12 protein-coding genes and 1 pseudogene are annotated in these 13,768 nt (G+C 67.9%); 7 read left to right on the forward strand and 6 right to left on the reverse strand.

What is annotated here, in order from left to right; genetic code table 11:
- Window positions 1–40 precede the first annotated feature (40 nt).
- The gene (locus QE394_RS15195) at window positions 41–1,051 is read right to left on the reverse strand and encodes a 3-methyladenine DNA glycosylase (protein ID WP_349034992.1); all 1,011 of its coding nucleotides are present in this window, start codon (window positions 1,049–1,051) and stop codon (window positions 41–43) included.
- A gap of 120 nt (window positions 1,052–1,171) precedes the next feature.
- On the opposite strand from QE394_RS15195, the gene QE394_RS15200 reads away from it, so the two are divergent.
- Window positions 1,172–1,594 carry a VOC family protein gene (locus QE394_RS15200; RefSeq protein WP_261619258.1) on the forward strand — a complete coding sequence of 141 codons (423 nt, stop codon included), beginning with the start codon at window positions 1,172–1,174 and terminating at the stop codon, window positions 1,592–1,594.
- 3 nt (window positions 1,595–1,597) lie between these two features.
- Here the strand turns inward: QE394_RS15200 and QE394_RS15205 are convergent, their stop codons facing one another.
- A complete protein-coding gene (locus QE394_RS15205) occupies window positions 1,598–2,785 on the reverse strand; it encodes an SLC13 family permease (RefSeq protein ID WP_268156573.1) in 1,188 nt (395 codons plus the stop codon).
- A 59-nt stretch (window positions 2,786–2,844) separates the two neighbouring features.
- On the opposite strand from QE394_RS15205, the gene QE394_RS15210 reads away from it, so the two are divergent.
- The 5 genes from QE394_RS15210 (at window position 2,845) to QE394_RS15230 (ending at window position 8,207) form a co-directional block, all read left to right on the forward strand.
- Window positions 2,845–4,230, forward strand: coding sequence for a cystathionine beta-synthase (locus tag QE394_RS15210; RefSeq protein ID WP_056075546.1), 1,386 nt, complete (start codon window positions 2,845–2,847; stop codon window positions 4,228–4,230).
- 67 nt (window positions 4,231–4,297) lie between these two features.
- The gene (locus QE394_RS15215) at window positions 4,298–5,461 is read left to right on the forward strand and encodes a cystathionine gamma-synthase (protein WP_056075543.1); all 1,164 of its coding nucleotides are present in this window, start codon (window positions 4,298–4,300) and stop codon (window positions 5,459–5,461) included.
- Between the two features lie 38 nt (window positions 5,462–5,499).
- The gene (locus QE394_RS15220) at window positions 5,500–6,006 is read left to right on the forward strand and encodes a helix-turn-helix domain-containing protein (protein ID WP_349034993.1); all 507 of its coding nucleotides are present in this window, start codon (window positions 5,500–5,502) and stop codon (window positions 6,004–6,006) included.
- Window positions 6,003–7,400, forward strand: a complete 1,398-nt coding sequence (locus QE394_RS15225) for an MFS transporter (protein WP_349034994.1) — start codon at window positions 6,003–6,005, stop codon at window positions 7,398–7,400. The genes QE394_RS15220 and QE394_RS15225 overlap by 4 nt, the downstream gene beginning before the upstream one ends.
- Before the next feature lie 36 nt (window positions 7,401–7,436).
- Complete coding sequence (locus tag QE394_RS15230) at window positions 7,437–8,207, forward strand: SDR family oxidoreductase (protein WP_349034995.1); 771 nt, start codon at window positions 7,437–7,439, stop codon at window positions 8,205–8,207.
- 127 nt (window positions 8,208–8,334) lie between these two features.
- Here QE394_RS15230 and QE394_RS15235 read toward each other — a convergent pair whose 3' ends face one another.
- From QE394_RS15235 to QE394_RS15250, 4 genes are read right to left on the reverse strand one after another with little or no spacing between them, the layout of a single operon-like run.
- Complete coding sequence (locus QE394_RS15235) at window positions 8,335–9,525, reverse strand: acyl-CoA dehydrogenase family protein (RefSeq protein ID WP_349034996.1); 1,191 nt, start codon at window positions 9,523–9,525, stop codon at window positions 8,335–8,337.
- Window positions 9,522–11,015: an APC family permease gene (locus QE394_RS15240; RefSeq protein WP_349034997.1), complete on the reverse strand. Its 1,494-nt coding sequence runs from the start codon at window positions 11,013–11,015 to the stop codon at window positions 9,522–9,524. The genes QE394_RS15235 and QE394_RS15240 overlap by 4 nt, the downstream gene beginning before the upstream one ends.
- Entirely contained in the window at window positions 11,012–12,223 is a 1,212-nt protein-coding gene (locus tag QE394_RS15245; protein ID WP_056075530.1) for a glutathionylspermidine synthase family protein, read from the reverse strand. The genes QE394_RS15240 and QE394_RS15245 overlap by 4 nt, the downstream gene beginning before the upstream one ends.
- A gap of 2 nt (window positions 12,224–12,225) precedes the next feature.
- On the reverse strand, window positions 12,226–12,858 hold the full coding sequence (locus tag QE394_RS15250; protein ID WP_268156582.1) for a Tat pathway signal protein: 633 nt from the start codon (window positions 12,856–12,858) through the stop codon (window positions 12,226–12,228).
- Window positions 12,859–13,016: 158 nt separating this feature from the next.
- Here QE394_RS15250 and QE394_RS15255 point away from each other — a divergent pair.
- Window positions 13,017–13,674: pseudogene (locus QE394_RS15255) on the forward strand (MOSC domain-containing protein).
- The last annotated feature ends 94 nt before the right edge of the window (window positions 13,675–13,768 follow it).

A 13,768-nucleotide genomic window follows, 5' to 3' on the forward strand; every position in this document is an offset into this window, starting at 1 on the left:
CTTACCCATCTGAGTGCCGCCTAAGCGTTGAGTCCGGTGGCTAGTGCCCGCGGTGGTCCTGGATGGTCATCCGGGGGCCGAAGGTCGGCTTGCGGAAGCCGGTGCTCTGGATCATCCGTACTACCCGCTGCCGCTGCCCGTTCCAGGGTTCGAGCAGGCGGAGCATTCCGGCGTCGTCGGTCCGGCGTCCGGTCAGGGCTGCCCCTACGTAAGCCGCCAAATGGTAGTCACCCACGGCGATGGAGTCCGGGCAGCCATGGGTCCGCTGCACCACTTCAGCCGCCGTCCAGATTCCGATGCCCGGAATGGCCTGCATCTTCAGGCCTGCCTCGGCTGCAGGCAGCCCGGCCAGCCGTTCAAGCGCGACGGCGGAGCGCAGCGCCCGCATGACTGTGGCCGAACGCTGGGGTCCCACACCGGCCTTGTGCCACTCCCAGCTGGGAACCTGCAGCCATTGCGTGGCCGTGGGCGGCACCAGCAGACCCTTGGGTGTTGACGTGCCGGCCGGCGGAGCAGGCGTTCCGTATCGCTGCCCCAGGTACTGGTACCCCCGCCGGGCCTCAATGACGGTGACCTTCTGCTCCAGGATGATGGGCACCAGCTGGTCGACCATCCGGCCACTGGCGGGAAGCCGCAGCGCCTGGCTCCGCCGCCGGGCTTCGCGGACCATCCGGGGCAGTGTGGCGTGGAAGTCCGGCTCGTCGAAGCCGGACCAGTCGTCCTCTGCGCCCATCAGCCGGGGAGCTGCCCGTGCCGCCAGTTCGGCGCCCGGTCCCCACGCCTGGACGTCCACCCGGGCAGGGACCCGGGGGCCGTCGTCGTGCGCCCCGGCGGCAGTACCTCCTACCGGGCTGAGCCGCAGCGTGGCCGGCCCGTCCGGCGTGGTGAACGCGTTCCAGATGACGTCTCCCTGGACGCTGAAGGAGGGGTCGCTGTGGCCGCGCAGCAGCGGGCCAAGGGTTCGGGCCAGGCTGTAGGAGCCCTCCGGGTACCAGCACAGGGACACGTCCGCGCCGGCGGCAAGCCGGGAAGGTGCTGCTGCGATGGTCATGCCTTAATCGTCCCACGGCCCTGCGACAAGGCGGCCCCTTACCAGTGGGGACGGGCCGGACTAGAATCCAGCGTGAGGCGCGGAGACGCCGCGCCCGGCCGGGAAAGGCAGGAAATTGCCATGGGCGGAGTAGTGCATTTCGAAATCCCCGCGGACGACCGTGGACGGGCGGCAGAGTTCTACCGGCAGGCCCTGGGCTGGACACTGGAACCGGTGCCGGGAATGGATTACTACACCAACGTGACCACCACGCCGATGGACTCCTCGGGCAGGCCAACGGAACCCGGAGCGATCAACGGCGGCATGATGGACCGGGAGGCGGACCTGGCCTCACCCGTCATCACCGTGGACGTCCCGGACATCGATGCCACCCTCAAGGCCGTCGAATCGCTGGGTGGAGCGGTGGTGCGGGCCAAGGAAACCATCCCGGGCATGGGCCACTTCGCCTACTTCAAGGACACCGAAGGCAACGTGCTGGGGCTGTGGGAAAACCTTCCCGCCAACGAAACCGGCGAGGCCGGCCAGCCGGCAGGGGGCGCCTGAGGCTCAGTGCATCCCTGACACGGACCACAGTGCCAGGACGGCAAGGGGGAGTGTCAGCAGCACCGCCACGATCCCGGCCAGCGCGAAGCCGCCCCACCTGACGGGGACGTTCAGAACGCGGAGCCGCTCGTGCCACAGCAGTGTGGCCAGCGATGCCCACGGGCTGACCAGCGGCCCAAGGTTGACCCCGATCAGGAGCGCGGCAAGCCGGGCGGGGGAGTCCGCCACGGGCTCCAGGGCGAGGTAGGCCGGCAGGTTGTTGGCCACGTTCGCAGCGCCCGCCCCAACGCCGGCCAGCTGAAGGAGCGCGGGAAGGTCTTCCCGGGAACCTGCCACGCCGTCGAGCAGGGCGGTGAGGCCGTTGGCATGCAGGGCTTCCATCAGCATGAACAGCCCGGCCGTCAGCATCAGGGGCCGCCACGGCACCATGGACCACTTCAATGCCGCCGGCCGGCGCCATGCGAAGACAGCCATGAGGAAAGCCGCTGCGGCAAGGGCGGGGTACTGGACCGGCAGGCCGGACACCAGCGCCGGCAGCAGCACCAGCAGCGTGGCCGCGGCCATCGCCAGCAGGGTCCGGTCCCGGGCCGGGCGGACGGGCCGTGGCCGGTACCGCCCCCGGAGGTCGCGCCGGAACGCCAGCCACAGCAGGACAAGGGGGACCAGCAAACCCACCACTGCCGGTGCCCACACCAGCCCGGCGAACTCCACCGGGCTGAATCCCAGCCGCTCCTGGGCCAGCAGGTTGGTCAGGTTGGAGACGGGCAGCAGCAGCGAGGCCGTATTGGCCAGCCAGATGCTGGTCAGGGCGAACGGCAGCGGCGGAATTCCGGCATGCATGGCCAGGAGGACCACCACCGGCGTCACCAGCACCGCGGTGGTGTCCAGGGACAGGAACACCGTGGATACGGTGGCCAGCGCGATCACCAGCAGCCATAGGGTAAACACCCTGCCCCGGCCCAGGGCTGCGAGCCTTCCGGTCACGGCCCGGAACAGCCCGGCCTCGTCCACCAGTTCGGTGACCAGGGACATGGCCAGGACAAAGCCCAGGATGGGCACCGTGCGTCCGGCCAGCTCACTGAACGCCGGCAGGGGGAGTATGCCTGTGGCCAGGGCTGCCAGGCCTGCCGCCAGCGCGGCACCGGGCAGCAGGTAACTGCGGGCAGCCTTGGCCCATGCGAACTGCTTCACCGCCTTATCGTCGCACCCCCGGCCGGGTGGCGCGTGCAGGAAGCGGTAGCTTTATACCTATGAAGTACGCCCAGTCCATCCTGGACCTCATCGGCAACACGCCGCTCATCAAACTCAACCACGTGACCGAGGGCATCAGGGCCACCGTCCTGGTGAAAGTTGAGTACCTGAACCCCGGCGGATCCATCAAAGACCGCATCGCGGCGCAGATGGTCGAGGACGCCGAACGCGAAGGCAAGCTGCAGCCCGGCGGCACCATCATCGAACCCACCTCCGGCAACACCGGCGTGGGCCTGGCACTCGTGGCACAGCAAAAGGGCTACAAGTGCATCTTCGTCGTCCCGGACAAGGTGGGCGAGGACAAACGGGCGGTCCTGCAGGCGTACGGCGCCGAAGTTGTGGTGACGCCCACCGCCGTGCCGCCGGACAGCCCGCAGAGCTACTACGGCGTCTCGGACCGGCTGGTCCGCGAAACGCCGGGCGCCTACAAACCGGACCAGTTCTCCAACCCGGCAGCGCCGGGCAGCCACTACAAGACCACCGGTCCGGAGATCTGGCAGGACACCGACGGCAAGGTCACCCATGTGGTCATCGGGGCAGGCACCGGCGGCACTATCACCGGCACCGGCCGCTACCTCAAGGAGGTTTCGGCCGGCCGTCCCGAGTCCGACGGCGGCGTGGTCCGGATCATAGGAGCGGATCCGTCGGGCTCGGTCTACTCGGGCGGTACCGGCCGGCCGTACTTCGTCGAGGGCGTGGGCGAGGACATGTGGCCGGCCAACTATGACAAGACCATCCCGGACCAGGTCATCGCCGTCACCGACGCAGACTCCTTCGCCATGACCCGGCGGCTGGCCCGCGAAGAAGGACTGCTGGTGGGCGGCTCGTCGGGAATGGCCGTGGTGGCCGCCCTGCAGGCGGCGAAGGACCTCCCCGAGTCAGCCGTCGTCGTCGTCATCCTGCCCGACTCCGGGCGCGGCTACCTGGCCAAGATCTTCAACGACCAATGGATGCGCTCGTACGGCTTCCTGGCCGGCGGCGAGGAAACCTCCGTGGGCGAGGTCATCAAGTCCAAGAACGGTGAACTGCCGGACCTGGTGCACATCCACCCCAACGAGTCGGTCCGCGACGTCATCAACATCATGAACGAGTTCGGCGTCAGCCACATCCCGGTGCTCTCGCAGGAACCCCCCGTGGTGATGGGCGAGGTCCTCGGCGCAGTGGACGAACGCACCCTGACGGCCAAGCTCTTCCGCGGCGAAGCCAAACTGACGGACAAGATCGCCGAACACATGGGCCCCAAGCTGCCCGTCATCGGATCGCTGGAAAGCATCTCGGCAGCCCGCGAGCTGCTCTCCGACGTGGACACCGTCATGGTCACGTTCGTGGGCGCCCCCATCGGCATCCTCACCCGGCACGACCTTCTGGCGTACCTCAGCAACTAATCCCGGCGGTTGGCCCGGCCGCCTGCGGTGGTTGGGCCTGTCGAAACCAGACACACGAAGGAGCACCATGTCCCTGCAGGAAAACCAAGGTTTCAACACCCGCGCGGTGCACGCCGGCCAGGCCTTCGAGCCGCGCACCGGCGCCGTGGTTCCGCCGTTGCACTTCAGTTCCACGTACGCGCAGGACGGCATCGGCAACCTTCGTGCCGGCTACGAGTACGGCCGCGGCGGCAACCCCACCCGGGACGCCCTGCAGGAACAGTTGGCGGCACTCGAACTGGGAACCCACGCCTACAGCTTCAGCTCAGGCCTGGCCGCGGAGGACGCCCTGATCCGGGCCCTCACCCGGCCCGGTGACCACATCGTGCTCGGCAACGATGCCTACGGCGGGACGTACCGGCTGATCAGCCGCGTGTTGGGTGACTGGGGCATCGGCAACACCCCGGTGGACATGGCCAACCTGGACACCGTCCGCAGCGCCGTCGCCGCCAACAAGACCCGCTTCGTGTGGGTGGAGACCCCGTCCAACCCCCTGATGAAGATCACGGACATCGCCGCGCTCGCGGAGATAGCGCACGACGCCGGTGCCCTCCTGGTGGTGGACAACACCTTCGCGTCTCCCTACCTGCAGAACCCGCTCGCCCTGGGTGCCGACGTCGTGGTCCACTCCACCACGAAGTACATCGGCGGCCACTCCGATGTGGTGGGCGGCGCCGTCGTGGTCAAGGACGCGGAACTGGCGGAGAAGATCGGTTTCGTGCAGTTCGCCGTGGGTGCGGTGTCCGGGCCGATGGACGCGTTCCTCACCACCCGCGGCCTGAAGACCCTGGGCGTGCGGATGGACCGCCACAGCGAGAATGGCCAGGCCGTGGCCGAATGGCTGCTGGAACGCCCCGAGGTGGAAGCCGTCCTGTACCCGGGCCTGCCGTCCCACCCCGGCCACGAGCTGGCCAGGAAGCAGATGCGGAGCTTCGGCGGCATGGTGTCGGTGCAGTTCAAGGGTGGCGAGGCGGCTGCCCGGAAGGTGGCCGAATCCACTTCGGTGTTCACCCTGGCCGAGTCCCTGGGCGGCATCGAATCGCTGATGAACTACCCATCCGAAATGACGCACGCTTCGGTCAAGGGCACTGAGCTCGCCGTGCCGGTGAACCTGCTGCGCCTGTCCTGCGGCATCGAGGACAAAGAGGACCTGGTGGCTGATTTGGAGCAGGCTTTCGCCTCGATCCCGTAGTCTGGCTTTCTTGAAAGAAGTCAGCTAGCCTTTCGGGCATGCCCCTTCGATCCGACTGGTCCCGCCGAAACTGCAGCATGGCCCGCGGCCTGGACGTCCTGGGCGACCCCTGGACCATCCTGGTCCTCCGCGAGGTCTTCTTCGGCAACGGCCGCTTCGATGCCATGAAGGCCCGCCTGGAGGCGGCGGACTCGGTGCTCACCAAGCGCCTTGCGGGCCTGGTCGACGACGGGCTGCTGACCAAACAGGCCTACGACGACGGCGGCCGAACCCGCCAGGAGTACGTCCTCACCTCCAAGGGCGAGGACGTACTCCCGGTACTGAATGCCGTGACGATCTGGTCGGAGAAGCACCTGCCGGCGCCATCGGAGAAGGCCCACATGTTCGTTGTCCATTCGGACTGCGGGCAGCGCACCACGTCCGCCGACACCTGCACGTCCTGCGGCCTGCAGCTCACCGCCGCCAACACCAGCTGGCACAGCCAGACGCGGTCCGCCACGCCCCTGGCCCTTGCCACCGCCAGCCACAACGGAACAGCGGCATGAGCACCCTGCCCGACGAAGCGGCCGCCCCCGACGAGCAGGCGGCCGATGCCCCGGAACGCCCCAACGGCGCGGAGCAGGCACGTCCTCCCCGCCGGCTGCACCCCGCCTGGATCGTGGCGGCCGTGGCCTTCCTCGCCCTGGTGGGCGCAGCAGGTTTCCGGGCAGCCCCGGGTGTCCTCATGGTCCCGCTGCAGCAGGAATTCGGCTGGAGCACCACTGTCCTGTCCGCGGCGGTCAGCATCAACCTGGTCCTGTTCGGCCTGACGGCACCGTTCGCCGCGGCCCTGATGGAACGCTTCGGCGTCCGGGCCGTGACGGCGACGGCACTGGTGCTGATCGGCATGGGCAGCGCCCTCACCGTCCTGGTGAACCAGTCCTGGCAGATCCTGCTGACCTGGGGACTGCTGATCGGCCTGGGCACCGGCTCCATGGCACTGGTCTTCGCCGCCACCATCGCCAACACCTGGTTCACCAGGAGCCGCGGCCTGGTGATCGGCATCCTGACGGCCGGCAGCGCGGCGGGCCAGCTGGTCTTCCTGCCGTTCATCGCCATGCTCGCACAGGACCCGGGCTGGCGGCAGGCCTCGCTGCTGATCGCCGCCGGTGCCCTGGCCGTGGTGCCGCTGGTGCTGAAGTTCCTCAAGAACTCGCCTGCTGAAGCCGGCGTGCTGCCCTTCGGCGCCGAACCTGCAGCAGCACAGCCACCAACAGCACCGCATGCACAGCCTTCGGCGGACGCCGGCAAGCGTGCCAACGCTGCCGTCCGCGCCCTGCAGGTGCTGCGCCGTGCCAGCAAGGTGCGTACGTTCTGGGCGCTGGCTGCCGGGTTCGCGATCTGCGGTGCCACCACCAACGGCCTGATCGGCACCCACTTCATCCCCTCTGCGCACGACCACGGCATGCCGGAAACCACCGCCGCGGGGCTGCTGGCCGTCGTCGGGATCTTCGACATCCTCGGAACCATCGCCTCAGGGTGGCTCACGGACCGGTTCAACCCGCGCATCCTGCTGGCCGTCTACTACCAGTTCCGCGGCATCGGCCTGCTGGTGCTCCCTCTGCTGCTCAGCGCCGAGGTCCAGCCCAGCATGATCGTGTTCGTGGTGATCTATGGCCTGGACTGGGTGGCTACCGTGCCGCCTACGGCCGCCATCTGCCGCGAAACCTTTGGTGCGGACGGCAGCGTGGTGTTCGGCTGGGTGTTCGCGGCGCACCAGTTGGGGGCCGCGGCTGCAGCGCTGGCCGCAGGTGCGCTCCGCGACGCCACCGGGCACTACACCTATGCGTGGCTGGGTGCCGCTGCCATGTGCACCATCGCCGCCGTCATCAGTGCCACCATCCGGAAGCACCGCGGCGCCGGACAAGCGCAGGCCGGCGTGGAACAAGTAGCGGCGTGAACGGGGTGCTGGCCCGGCGCGGCTAGGCTGGGACGCATGGAAACCACGGCTCCGGTCCCTGCCCGCAACGTCGCCCTGGTGACGGGTGCCGGCCGGCTGGCCGGCATCGGCGCCGGAATCGCCCGCCAGCTCGCAGCCGACGGCTGGGACCTGGTGCTGGCCGGCTGGCAGGACTACGACGGCCGGATGCCGTGGGGGAGTGACCCCGAGGACGAAGTCCGGCTGACCGCCGAACTGGAAGCCATTGGCGCCCAGGTCCACGTCCTGTCAGCGGACCTGCAGGATCCGGCGGTGCCGGATCGCCTGGTCGCGGAGGCCGTCGAGCTCGCCGGCCCCCTGCAGGGCCTCGTGCTCAGCCACGCCGAATCCATCGATTCCGGGATCCTCGATACCAGTCTCGAATCCTTTGAACGGCATTTCGCCGTCAACACCCGGGCCAGCTGGCAGCTGATCGCCGCGTTCGCACGGCAGGCAACGGACGACGGCGGCGCGATCGTTGCGCTGACCAGCGACCACACAGCCTTCAACCTGCCCTACGGCGCGTCCAAGGGAGCACTGGACCGGATTGTGATTGCCGCTGCACGCGAGCTGGGACCCCAGGGCATTTCCGCGAACGTCCTCAATCCCGGCCCCGTGGATACCGGCTGGATGTCCGACGAGGTGCGCGAGTCAGGAATTGCGCGCCAGCCTACGGGACGGTTGGGAACCCCCGCCGATGTTGCCGGGACCGTGGCGTTCCTGCTGTCGCCGGCGGGCCGCTGGGTGTCGGGACAGCTGATCAAGGCCGACGGCGGCTTCTCGGCCTAACCCACCCTGCGTGCCCCCCGGCCCAACCCACCCTGCGTGCCCCCGGCCCAACTAGGTAGCAGCAGATGCTGTTATGAGCCACCAAAACGACATCAACTGCTACCTAGTTGGGCTGGGGAGGCCAAGATCAGCGGAAGGCGGGCAGGCCGGTGATGTGCTGGCCCAGGATCAGGGTGTGGACCTCGTCGGTGCCCTCGTAGGTGCGCACCGACTCGAGGTTGGCGGCGTGCCGCAGCGGCGGGTAGTCCAGGGTGATGCCGTTGCCGCCCAGGATGGTGCGGGCTTCGCGGGCGATCCTGATGGCCTCGCGGACATTGTTCAGCTTGCCCAGTGAGATCTGCTCGGGCCGGATGGTTCCGGCGTCCTTGAGCCGGCCCAGGTGCAGCGCCAGCAGGGTCCCCTTCTGGATCTCCACCAGCATGTTCACCAGTTTCTCCTGCGTGAGCTGGTAGCCGGCCAGCGGCCTGCCGAACTGCAGGCGGTCCTGCGAATAGGCCAACGCTGCTTCGTAGGAATCACGGGCCGCACCCATGGCGCCCCAGGCGATGCCGTACCGGGCCTCGTTCAGGCAGGTGAACGGGCCGCGCAGGCCAGACGCGCCGGGAAGCAGCGCATCGGGACCCAGCCGGACGCCGTCGAACGCTATGTCGCACTGGATCGACGCGCGCATCGACAGCTTCTGCCCGATGGGCGTGGCGGTGACGCCCGGGGTGCCTGCGGGGACCAGGAATCCGCGGACACCGTCTTCCGTCATGGCCCACACCACCATCACGCCGGCCACTGACGCGAGCCCGATCCAGCGTTTGGCACCGTTGAGTATCCACCCGCCGTTGTCGCCGCTGCCATCCCTCGTGGCGTACGTGGCCATGGAGGACGGGTCGGATCCGGCCGTGGGCTCGGTCAGCGCAAAACAGCCGATCACCTCGCCGGCGGCCATCCGCGGCAACCATTCCTGCTTCTGCTCCTCGGAGCCCCAGGTGTGGATCGCGGTCATCGCCAGTGAGCCCTGCACGGAAACGAACGTACGGATCCCGGAGTCGCCGGCTTCCAGTTCCATGGCTGCCAGCCCGTATTCGACGGCGGTCCGGCCCGGGCAGCCGTAGCCCTCCAGGTGCATGCCCAGCACGCCGAGCTCACCGAGTTCCGGCGCCAGTTCCACGGGGAAAACGCCGTCCTCGTACCACCGGGCGATGTCCGGTTTGATCCGCTGTGCCGTGAAGTCCCTGACTCGTTGCCGCAGCGCCAGTTCCTCCCCGCTGAGCAGGGCGTCGAGGTCCAGGATGTCCGAGGTGCCCGCGGTCATGGGGTCACGGGTCATCGCTTCGCCAGGAAGTAGCCGCGGGTGGAGGGCAGGAACCGGCAGACGGCGGCGAGCACCACGCCCAGGGCCAGCAGCACCACGCCGCTGACGAACGCACCGCCGACGCCGAAGATCTGCGTATCGCCGTAGGCCGGGTCCCACATCTGGACGGCAGAGATGAAGAACGCCGCCGTGAGGAGCAGCGCGCCCAGCAGCGGGAGGATGCCACGGAACCACAGGTCGCGTGCCGATTCGCGGAGCGTTCCCCGGAAATACCAGAAGCAGGCGAACCCGGTCAGCGCGTAGTAGAAGGCGATGAACAGGCTGATGGCACTGATGGAATCGGCCAGCAGGTTCTCGCTGAGGAAGCTCATGGCCACGTAGTAGGCTGCGGCCGCCGCGCCCATCACCTTGGTGGAGAAGCCGGGCGTCTGGTTGCGGGGGTGCACTTCGCCGAACCTGGGCGGCAGCGCCCCGTGCGTGCCCATGGACAGGGTGCCGCGGGCCGTGGGCAGGATGGTGGTCTGCGTGGAGGACAGCACCGAGGCAAGGACCGCGACGACGATCAGCCACCCCCACGGGCCCAGCACCACGTCCTTCATCGCCAGGAAGACGTCAGCCTGGTTGGCCTCGTTGCCCAGGCCAATGCCGTCGCTGCCAACGGTGGCGTACATCATCACCAGCAGCGCCACCGAGACGTAGATGGCCACCAGCACGAACGCCGAGATGACGGCGCCGCGGCCGGGTGTCTTGGAAGGGTTTTCGGTTTCCTCGTTCAGGGCCAGGCAGGTGTCCCAGCCCCAGTAGATGAACAGGGCCAGCAGGGATCCATGCACCACGGCGCCGGGATCCGCGAACGCGCCCACCGGGTTGAACCACTCAAAGTCGAACGCCTGCCCCTCGGGCGGCCCGGCCGTGATCCTGATCACGATGGCCAGCGCAAAGATGCCTAAAGCTATGTACTGCACGTATGTCAGCACCCGCTGGACGTGCTCGCCCAGCCGGATGCCCCGGTAATTCACGAGAGTCATCAGCACGATGAAGAGCACACCGGTGCCGGTAACCACCAGCTTGTTCTGGGCCAGGGATCCGTCACCGATGAGCAGCCAGAGGTACTGCCCCGCCACCTGGGCCAGGTTCGCCAGCACCACGATTCCGGCGAGCGCGACGCCCCAGCCACCCATCCAGCCAGCCCAGGGGCCGAAGGCCCGACGCGACCAGGTGAAGGTGGTGCCGCAGTCCGGCATGGCACTGTTCAGTTCCCGGAAGGCATAGGCGATGAACAGGACCGGGATGAACCCGAGCAGCAGCACGAACGGTGTGTAGTTGCCGTTGACCGCCACGATCAGGCCCAGCGTCGCCGCCAGCGAGTACACCGGTGCCGTGGAGGCGAGGCCGAGCATGACGGAGTCGCCGAGGTCCAGGATGCCGGCGCGCAGCCCCTTGGCCTGGACGGCGGTGCCGGACGGGCCGCCCTGGCCTCCCGCCGTCGTCATGTCTGTGCTCATAGGGTGATACCTGCCTTGCTGGAGGAAGTTCCGGCGCCCAGCGGTGCGGGCGCGTCGATGGTGTTCGGTACGAAGCGGCAGAAGTAATCGGTGATGGGTCCGTCCGATTCCCTGATGCCGCAGCCCACGGATTCGCCGTCCACCACCCACAGGCCCAGCACCGGATGGTTGCCGTCAAAGTCGGGCAGCTGCTGGTACTGCTGGTAGCACCAGCCTTCCCGGCCGTACCCGCCGGGCTGTTCCAGGTTGATCCCCGGTGCATGGATCCTGATGTTGTCACCCTCGCGGCCGTGCAGCGGTTTGGCCACCCATTCCTTCAGCGGGCCGGGATTGTCCAGGTAGGCCGGCAGCAGGTTGGGGTGGTTGGGGTAGAGGTGCCAGAGCGCGGCAAGGAGCGCCTTGTTGGAGAGCAGCATTTTCCACGCCGGTTCCACCCAGCGCGGGTTGTGGGCACGCTCCAGCAGACGGTGTCCGAAGGGTTCCTTCATCATCAGTTCCCACGGGTAGAGCTTGAAGATGGTGCTGATCATGAAGTTGTCCATGTCCACGAACCGGTTCAGGTTGGGGTCCCAGCCGATGTCGGACATATTGATGCCAATGGTGGTCCAGCCGGCCTGGCTGGCGGCGTCCCGCATGTAGGCGGCGGTCATCCAGTCCTCGCCGGATTCCTCCACCTCGGAGTGGGCCACGTGCAGGGTGGACATGCCGGTGCGGTACTGGAACTTCTTCCACTGCCGGATCAGCGCTTCATGGATGCCGTTCCACTGGTCCTTTTCCGGGAACACGTCCTGGAGCCAGAACCACTGGGCCACCGCCGCCTCTATCAGGCCGGTGGGGGTGTCCGCGTTGTATTCGAGCATCTTGGCCGGGCCGCCCTGCCCGTCGTAGATGAAGTCGAACCGGCCGTAGACGTCAACGTCGCCGGCCTGGAGCGATTCGGCGGCAAGCTCGAGGGCCTGCGGTCCGATGCCGATAGGGCCCATGGCGCCGGTGGCCAGGAATTTGGCAGCCTCGAGGCACATGCGGTGCATCTCCTCGGCCGTCTCCTCGAGCCGTTCCACCTCAGCTTCGGTGAACTCGTAGTAGGCGGACTCGTTCCAGTACTCGATCTTCCGGCCGTCATCCATGGTGGTGGTGGAGAAGACCAGGCCCTGCTCTTCAATTTTCTGTTTCCAGTCCGGGCGTGGGTTTGACAGCAACCGCTTCACGCTCAGCCCCCCGAACTCTTGCCGCCGCTGGTGCCGCTCTTGGCGCTGGTGCCGAAGCCTCCGCGGCTGACGGTGCCGCCCTTGCTGCTGTAGCCGGTGGAGGCTTTCGCGCCGCTGGGCATGGTCCGGGTGTAGTTCGGTGCCGTGGACCGGTTCTGGCCCACGGCGGGAACGGAGGCGCCGCGGGAGTAGAAGTACCAGGCGTAGATGCCGCCGCTGCGTCCGGCCGAGCTGTTGCAGCTGGCGTCCTCCACGCGTTCGCCGGTTTCGTCGTTGAAACACACCTGGGCGTATTCGGGATCGTCCTGGTTGCTCGCTATGACGGCGGTGATGGTGCCGGCGAGCAGGGCGGTCACGCCCAGGCCGACGACGACGGTGCGCCGCTGGGAGCGCTTCTTCCGGGCAGCTGCCTCGTTCTGCTGCTTCTCCCGGTCCCGGGCGAACGGGTCCACCGGAGTGACGGGTTCATTGAGGAGGTCGGGGCGCAGCTCCGGCTTGGGCACCTGCCACGGAGGAGGTTTGGGGGTATTCTCCCCACCTGGGGGAAGGGCGCCGTCGCCGGGCCGGCCGTTGCCGGCGTTGCTGCCCGGTTGGTTGTCCGGCTCGTTCTTTGGACCTTTGTCGTCTGGATCCATGGCGTCCCCCTCAGTCATCCACGTGAATTGGGCACAGCGCTGCACCCCAAGTTGTGATCTGCACATCAGCGTAGTCCCTGCCGGTGCCCGCTGCGAGCCTAAAACAGGGGAGAACTGCCCACAGTATGGGCCAAAGGGCAGGACCCTAGACTGGAGCCATGGAAACCGCTTCGCTCCTTGCCGTCTGCCGCGTCCACCAGCTCCTGCCGGATGCCTCAAACGTGGGTGTGACCGCCATCGACAAGCGCCCGGCGGAGGGCCCGGTCAAGGTTCACCGGCTGGGACTGACGGGCGACATCCAGGCGAACCGTGTCCACCACGGCGGCCCGGACCAGGCCATTTACGCGTATTCCCAGGCTGACGCCGACTACTGGGGCGGCGTCCTGCAGCGGGAGGTTCCGCCGGGAGAGTTCGGTGAGAACCTCCGGGTGTCCGGCATCGATGCCACCTCGGCGGTGATTGGTGAGCGGTGGAGGATCGGGCTCGACGTCGAGTTGGAAGTGACGTCGCCGCGGACCCCGTGCGCCACATTCCAGCGGAAGCTGGGGGAGCGCCAGTGGGTCAAGCGCTTCACCGACGAAGGGCGGGTGGGAGCCTACCTGCGGGTCATCAGGACCGGCAGCATCCAGGCGGGAGACCACATCCACCGCACCTATGTTCCGCGGCACGGTGTCACCGTGGGCAAGTGGTTCAGCGATCCGGACCTGGAGTCCATGGAGGCGCTGCCGGGATGCCGAGGCCGACGGCGAGATCAGGCTCCAGCAGCCCGAGTTCGGCAAGAAGTTCGACGCTTTGCTGCGCCGGCTGGGGCAGTAGCTCCGGGCGGCAGCACTGATCTGCGCCGGGGCCATGTGCGCAACCTCACCGCCGTCGTCGCCGGTTGAATTACCAACGCGGGGCTCGCATACCT

The sequence above is a fragment of the Pseudarthrobacter sp. SORGH_AS 212 genome (genome assembly GCF_030818145.1).
Lineage (GTDB): Bacteria > Actinomycetota > Actinomycetes > Actinomycetales > Micrococcaceae > Arthrobacter.

Bases quoted from the DNA above. Each gene is read 5' to 3' on its own strand.
- QE394_RS15195 (WP_349034992.1), bottom strand. From the start codon at position 1,051: ATGACCATCGCAGCAGCACCTTCCCGGCTTGCCGCCGGCGCGGACGTG.
- QE394_RS15200 (WP_261619258.1), top strand. From the start codon at position 1,172: ATGGGCGGAGTAGTGCATTTCGAAATCCCCGCGGACGACCGTGGACGG.
- QE394_RS15210 (WP_056075546.1), top strand. From the start codon at position 2,845: ATGAAGTACGCCCAGTCCATCCTGGACCTCATCGGCAACACGCCGCTC.
- QE394_RS15215 (WP_056075543.1), top strand. From the start codon at position 4,298: ATGTCCCTGCAGGAAAACCAAGGTTTCAACACCCGCGCGGTGCACGCC.
- QE394_RS15220 (WP_349034993.1), top strand. From the start codon at position 5,500: ATGCCCCTTCGATCCGACTGGTCCCGCCGAAACTGCAGCATGGCCCGC.
- QE394_RS15225 (WP_349034994.1), top strand. From the start codon at position 6,003: ATGAGCACCCTGCCCGACGAAGCGGCCGCCCCCGACGAGCAGGCGGCC.
- QE394_RS15230 (WP_349034995.1), top strand. From the start codon at position 7,437: ATGGAAACCACGGCTCCGGTCCCTGCCCGCAACGTCGCCCTGGTGACG.
- QE394_RS15235 (WP_349034996.1), bottom strand. From the start codon at position 9,525: ATGACCCGTGACCCCATGACCGCGGGCACCTCGGACATCCTGGACCTC.
- QE394_RS15240 (WP_349034997.1), bottom strand. From the start codon at position 11,015: ATGAGCACAGACATGACGACGGCGGGAGGCCAGGGCGGCCCGTCCGGC.
- QE394_RS15250 (WP_268156582.1), bottom strand. From the start codon at position 12,858: ATGGATCCAGACGACAAAGGTCCAAAGAACGAGCCGGACAACCAACCG.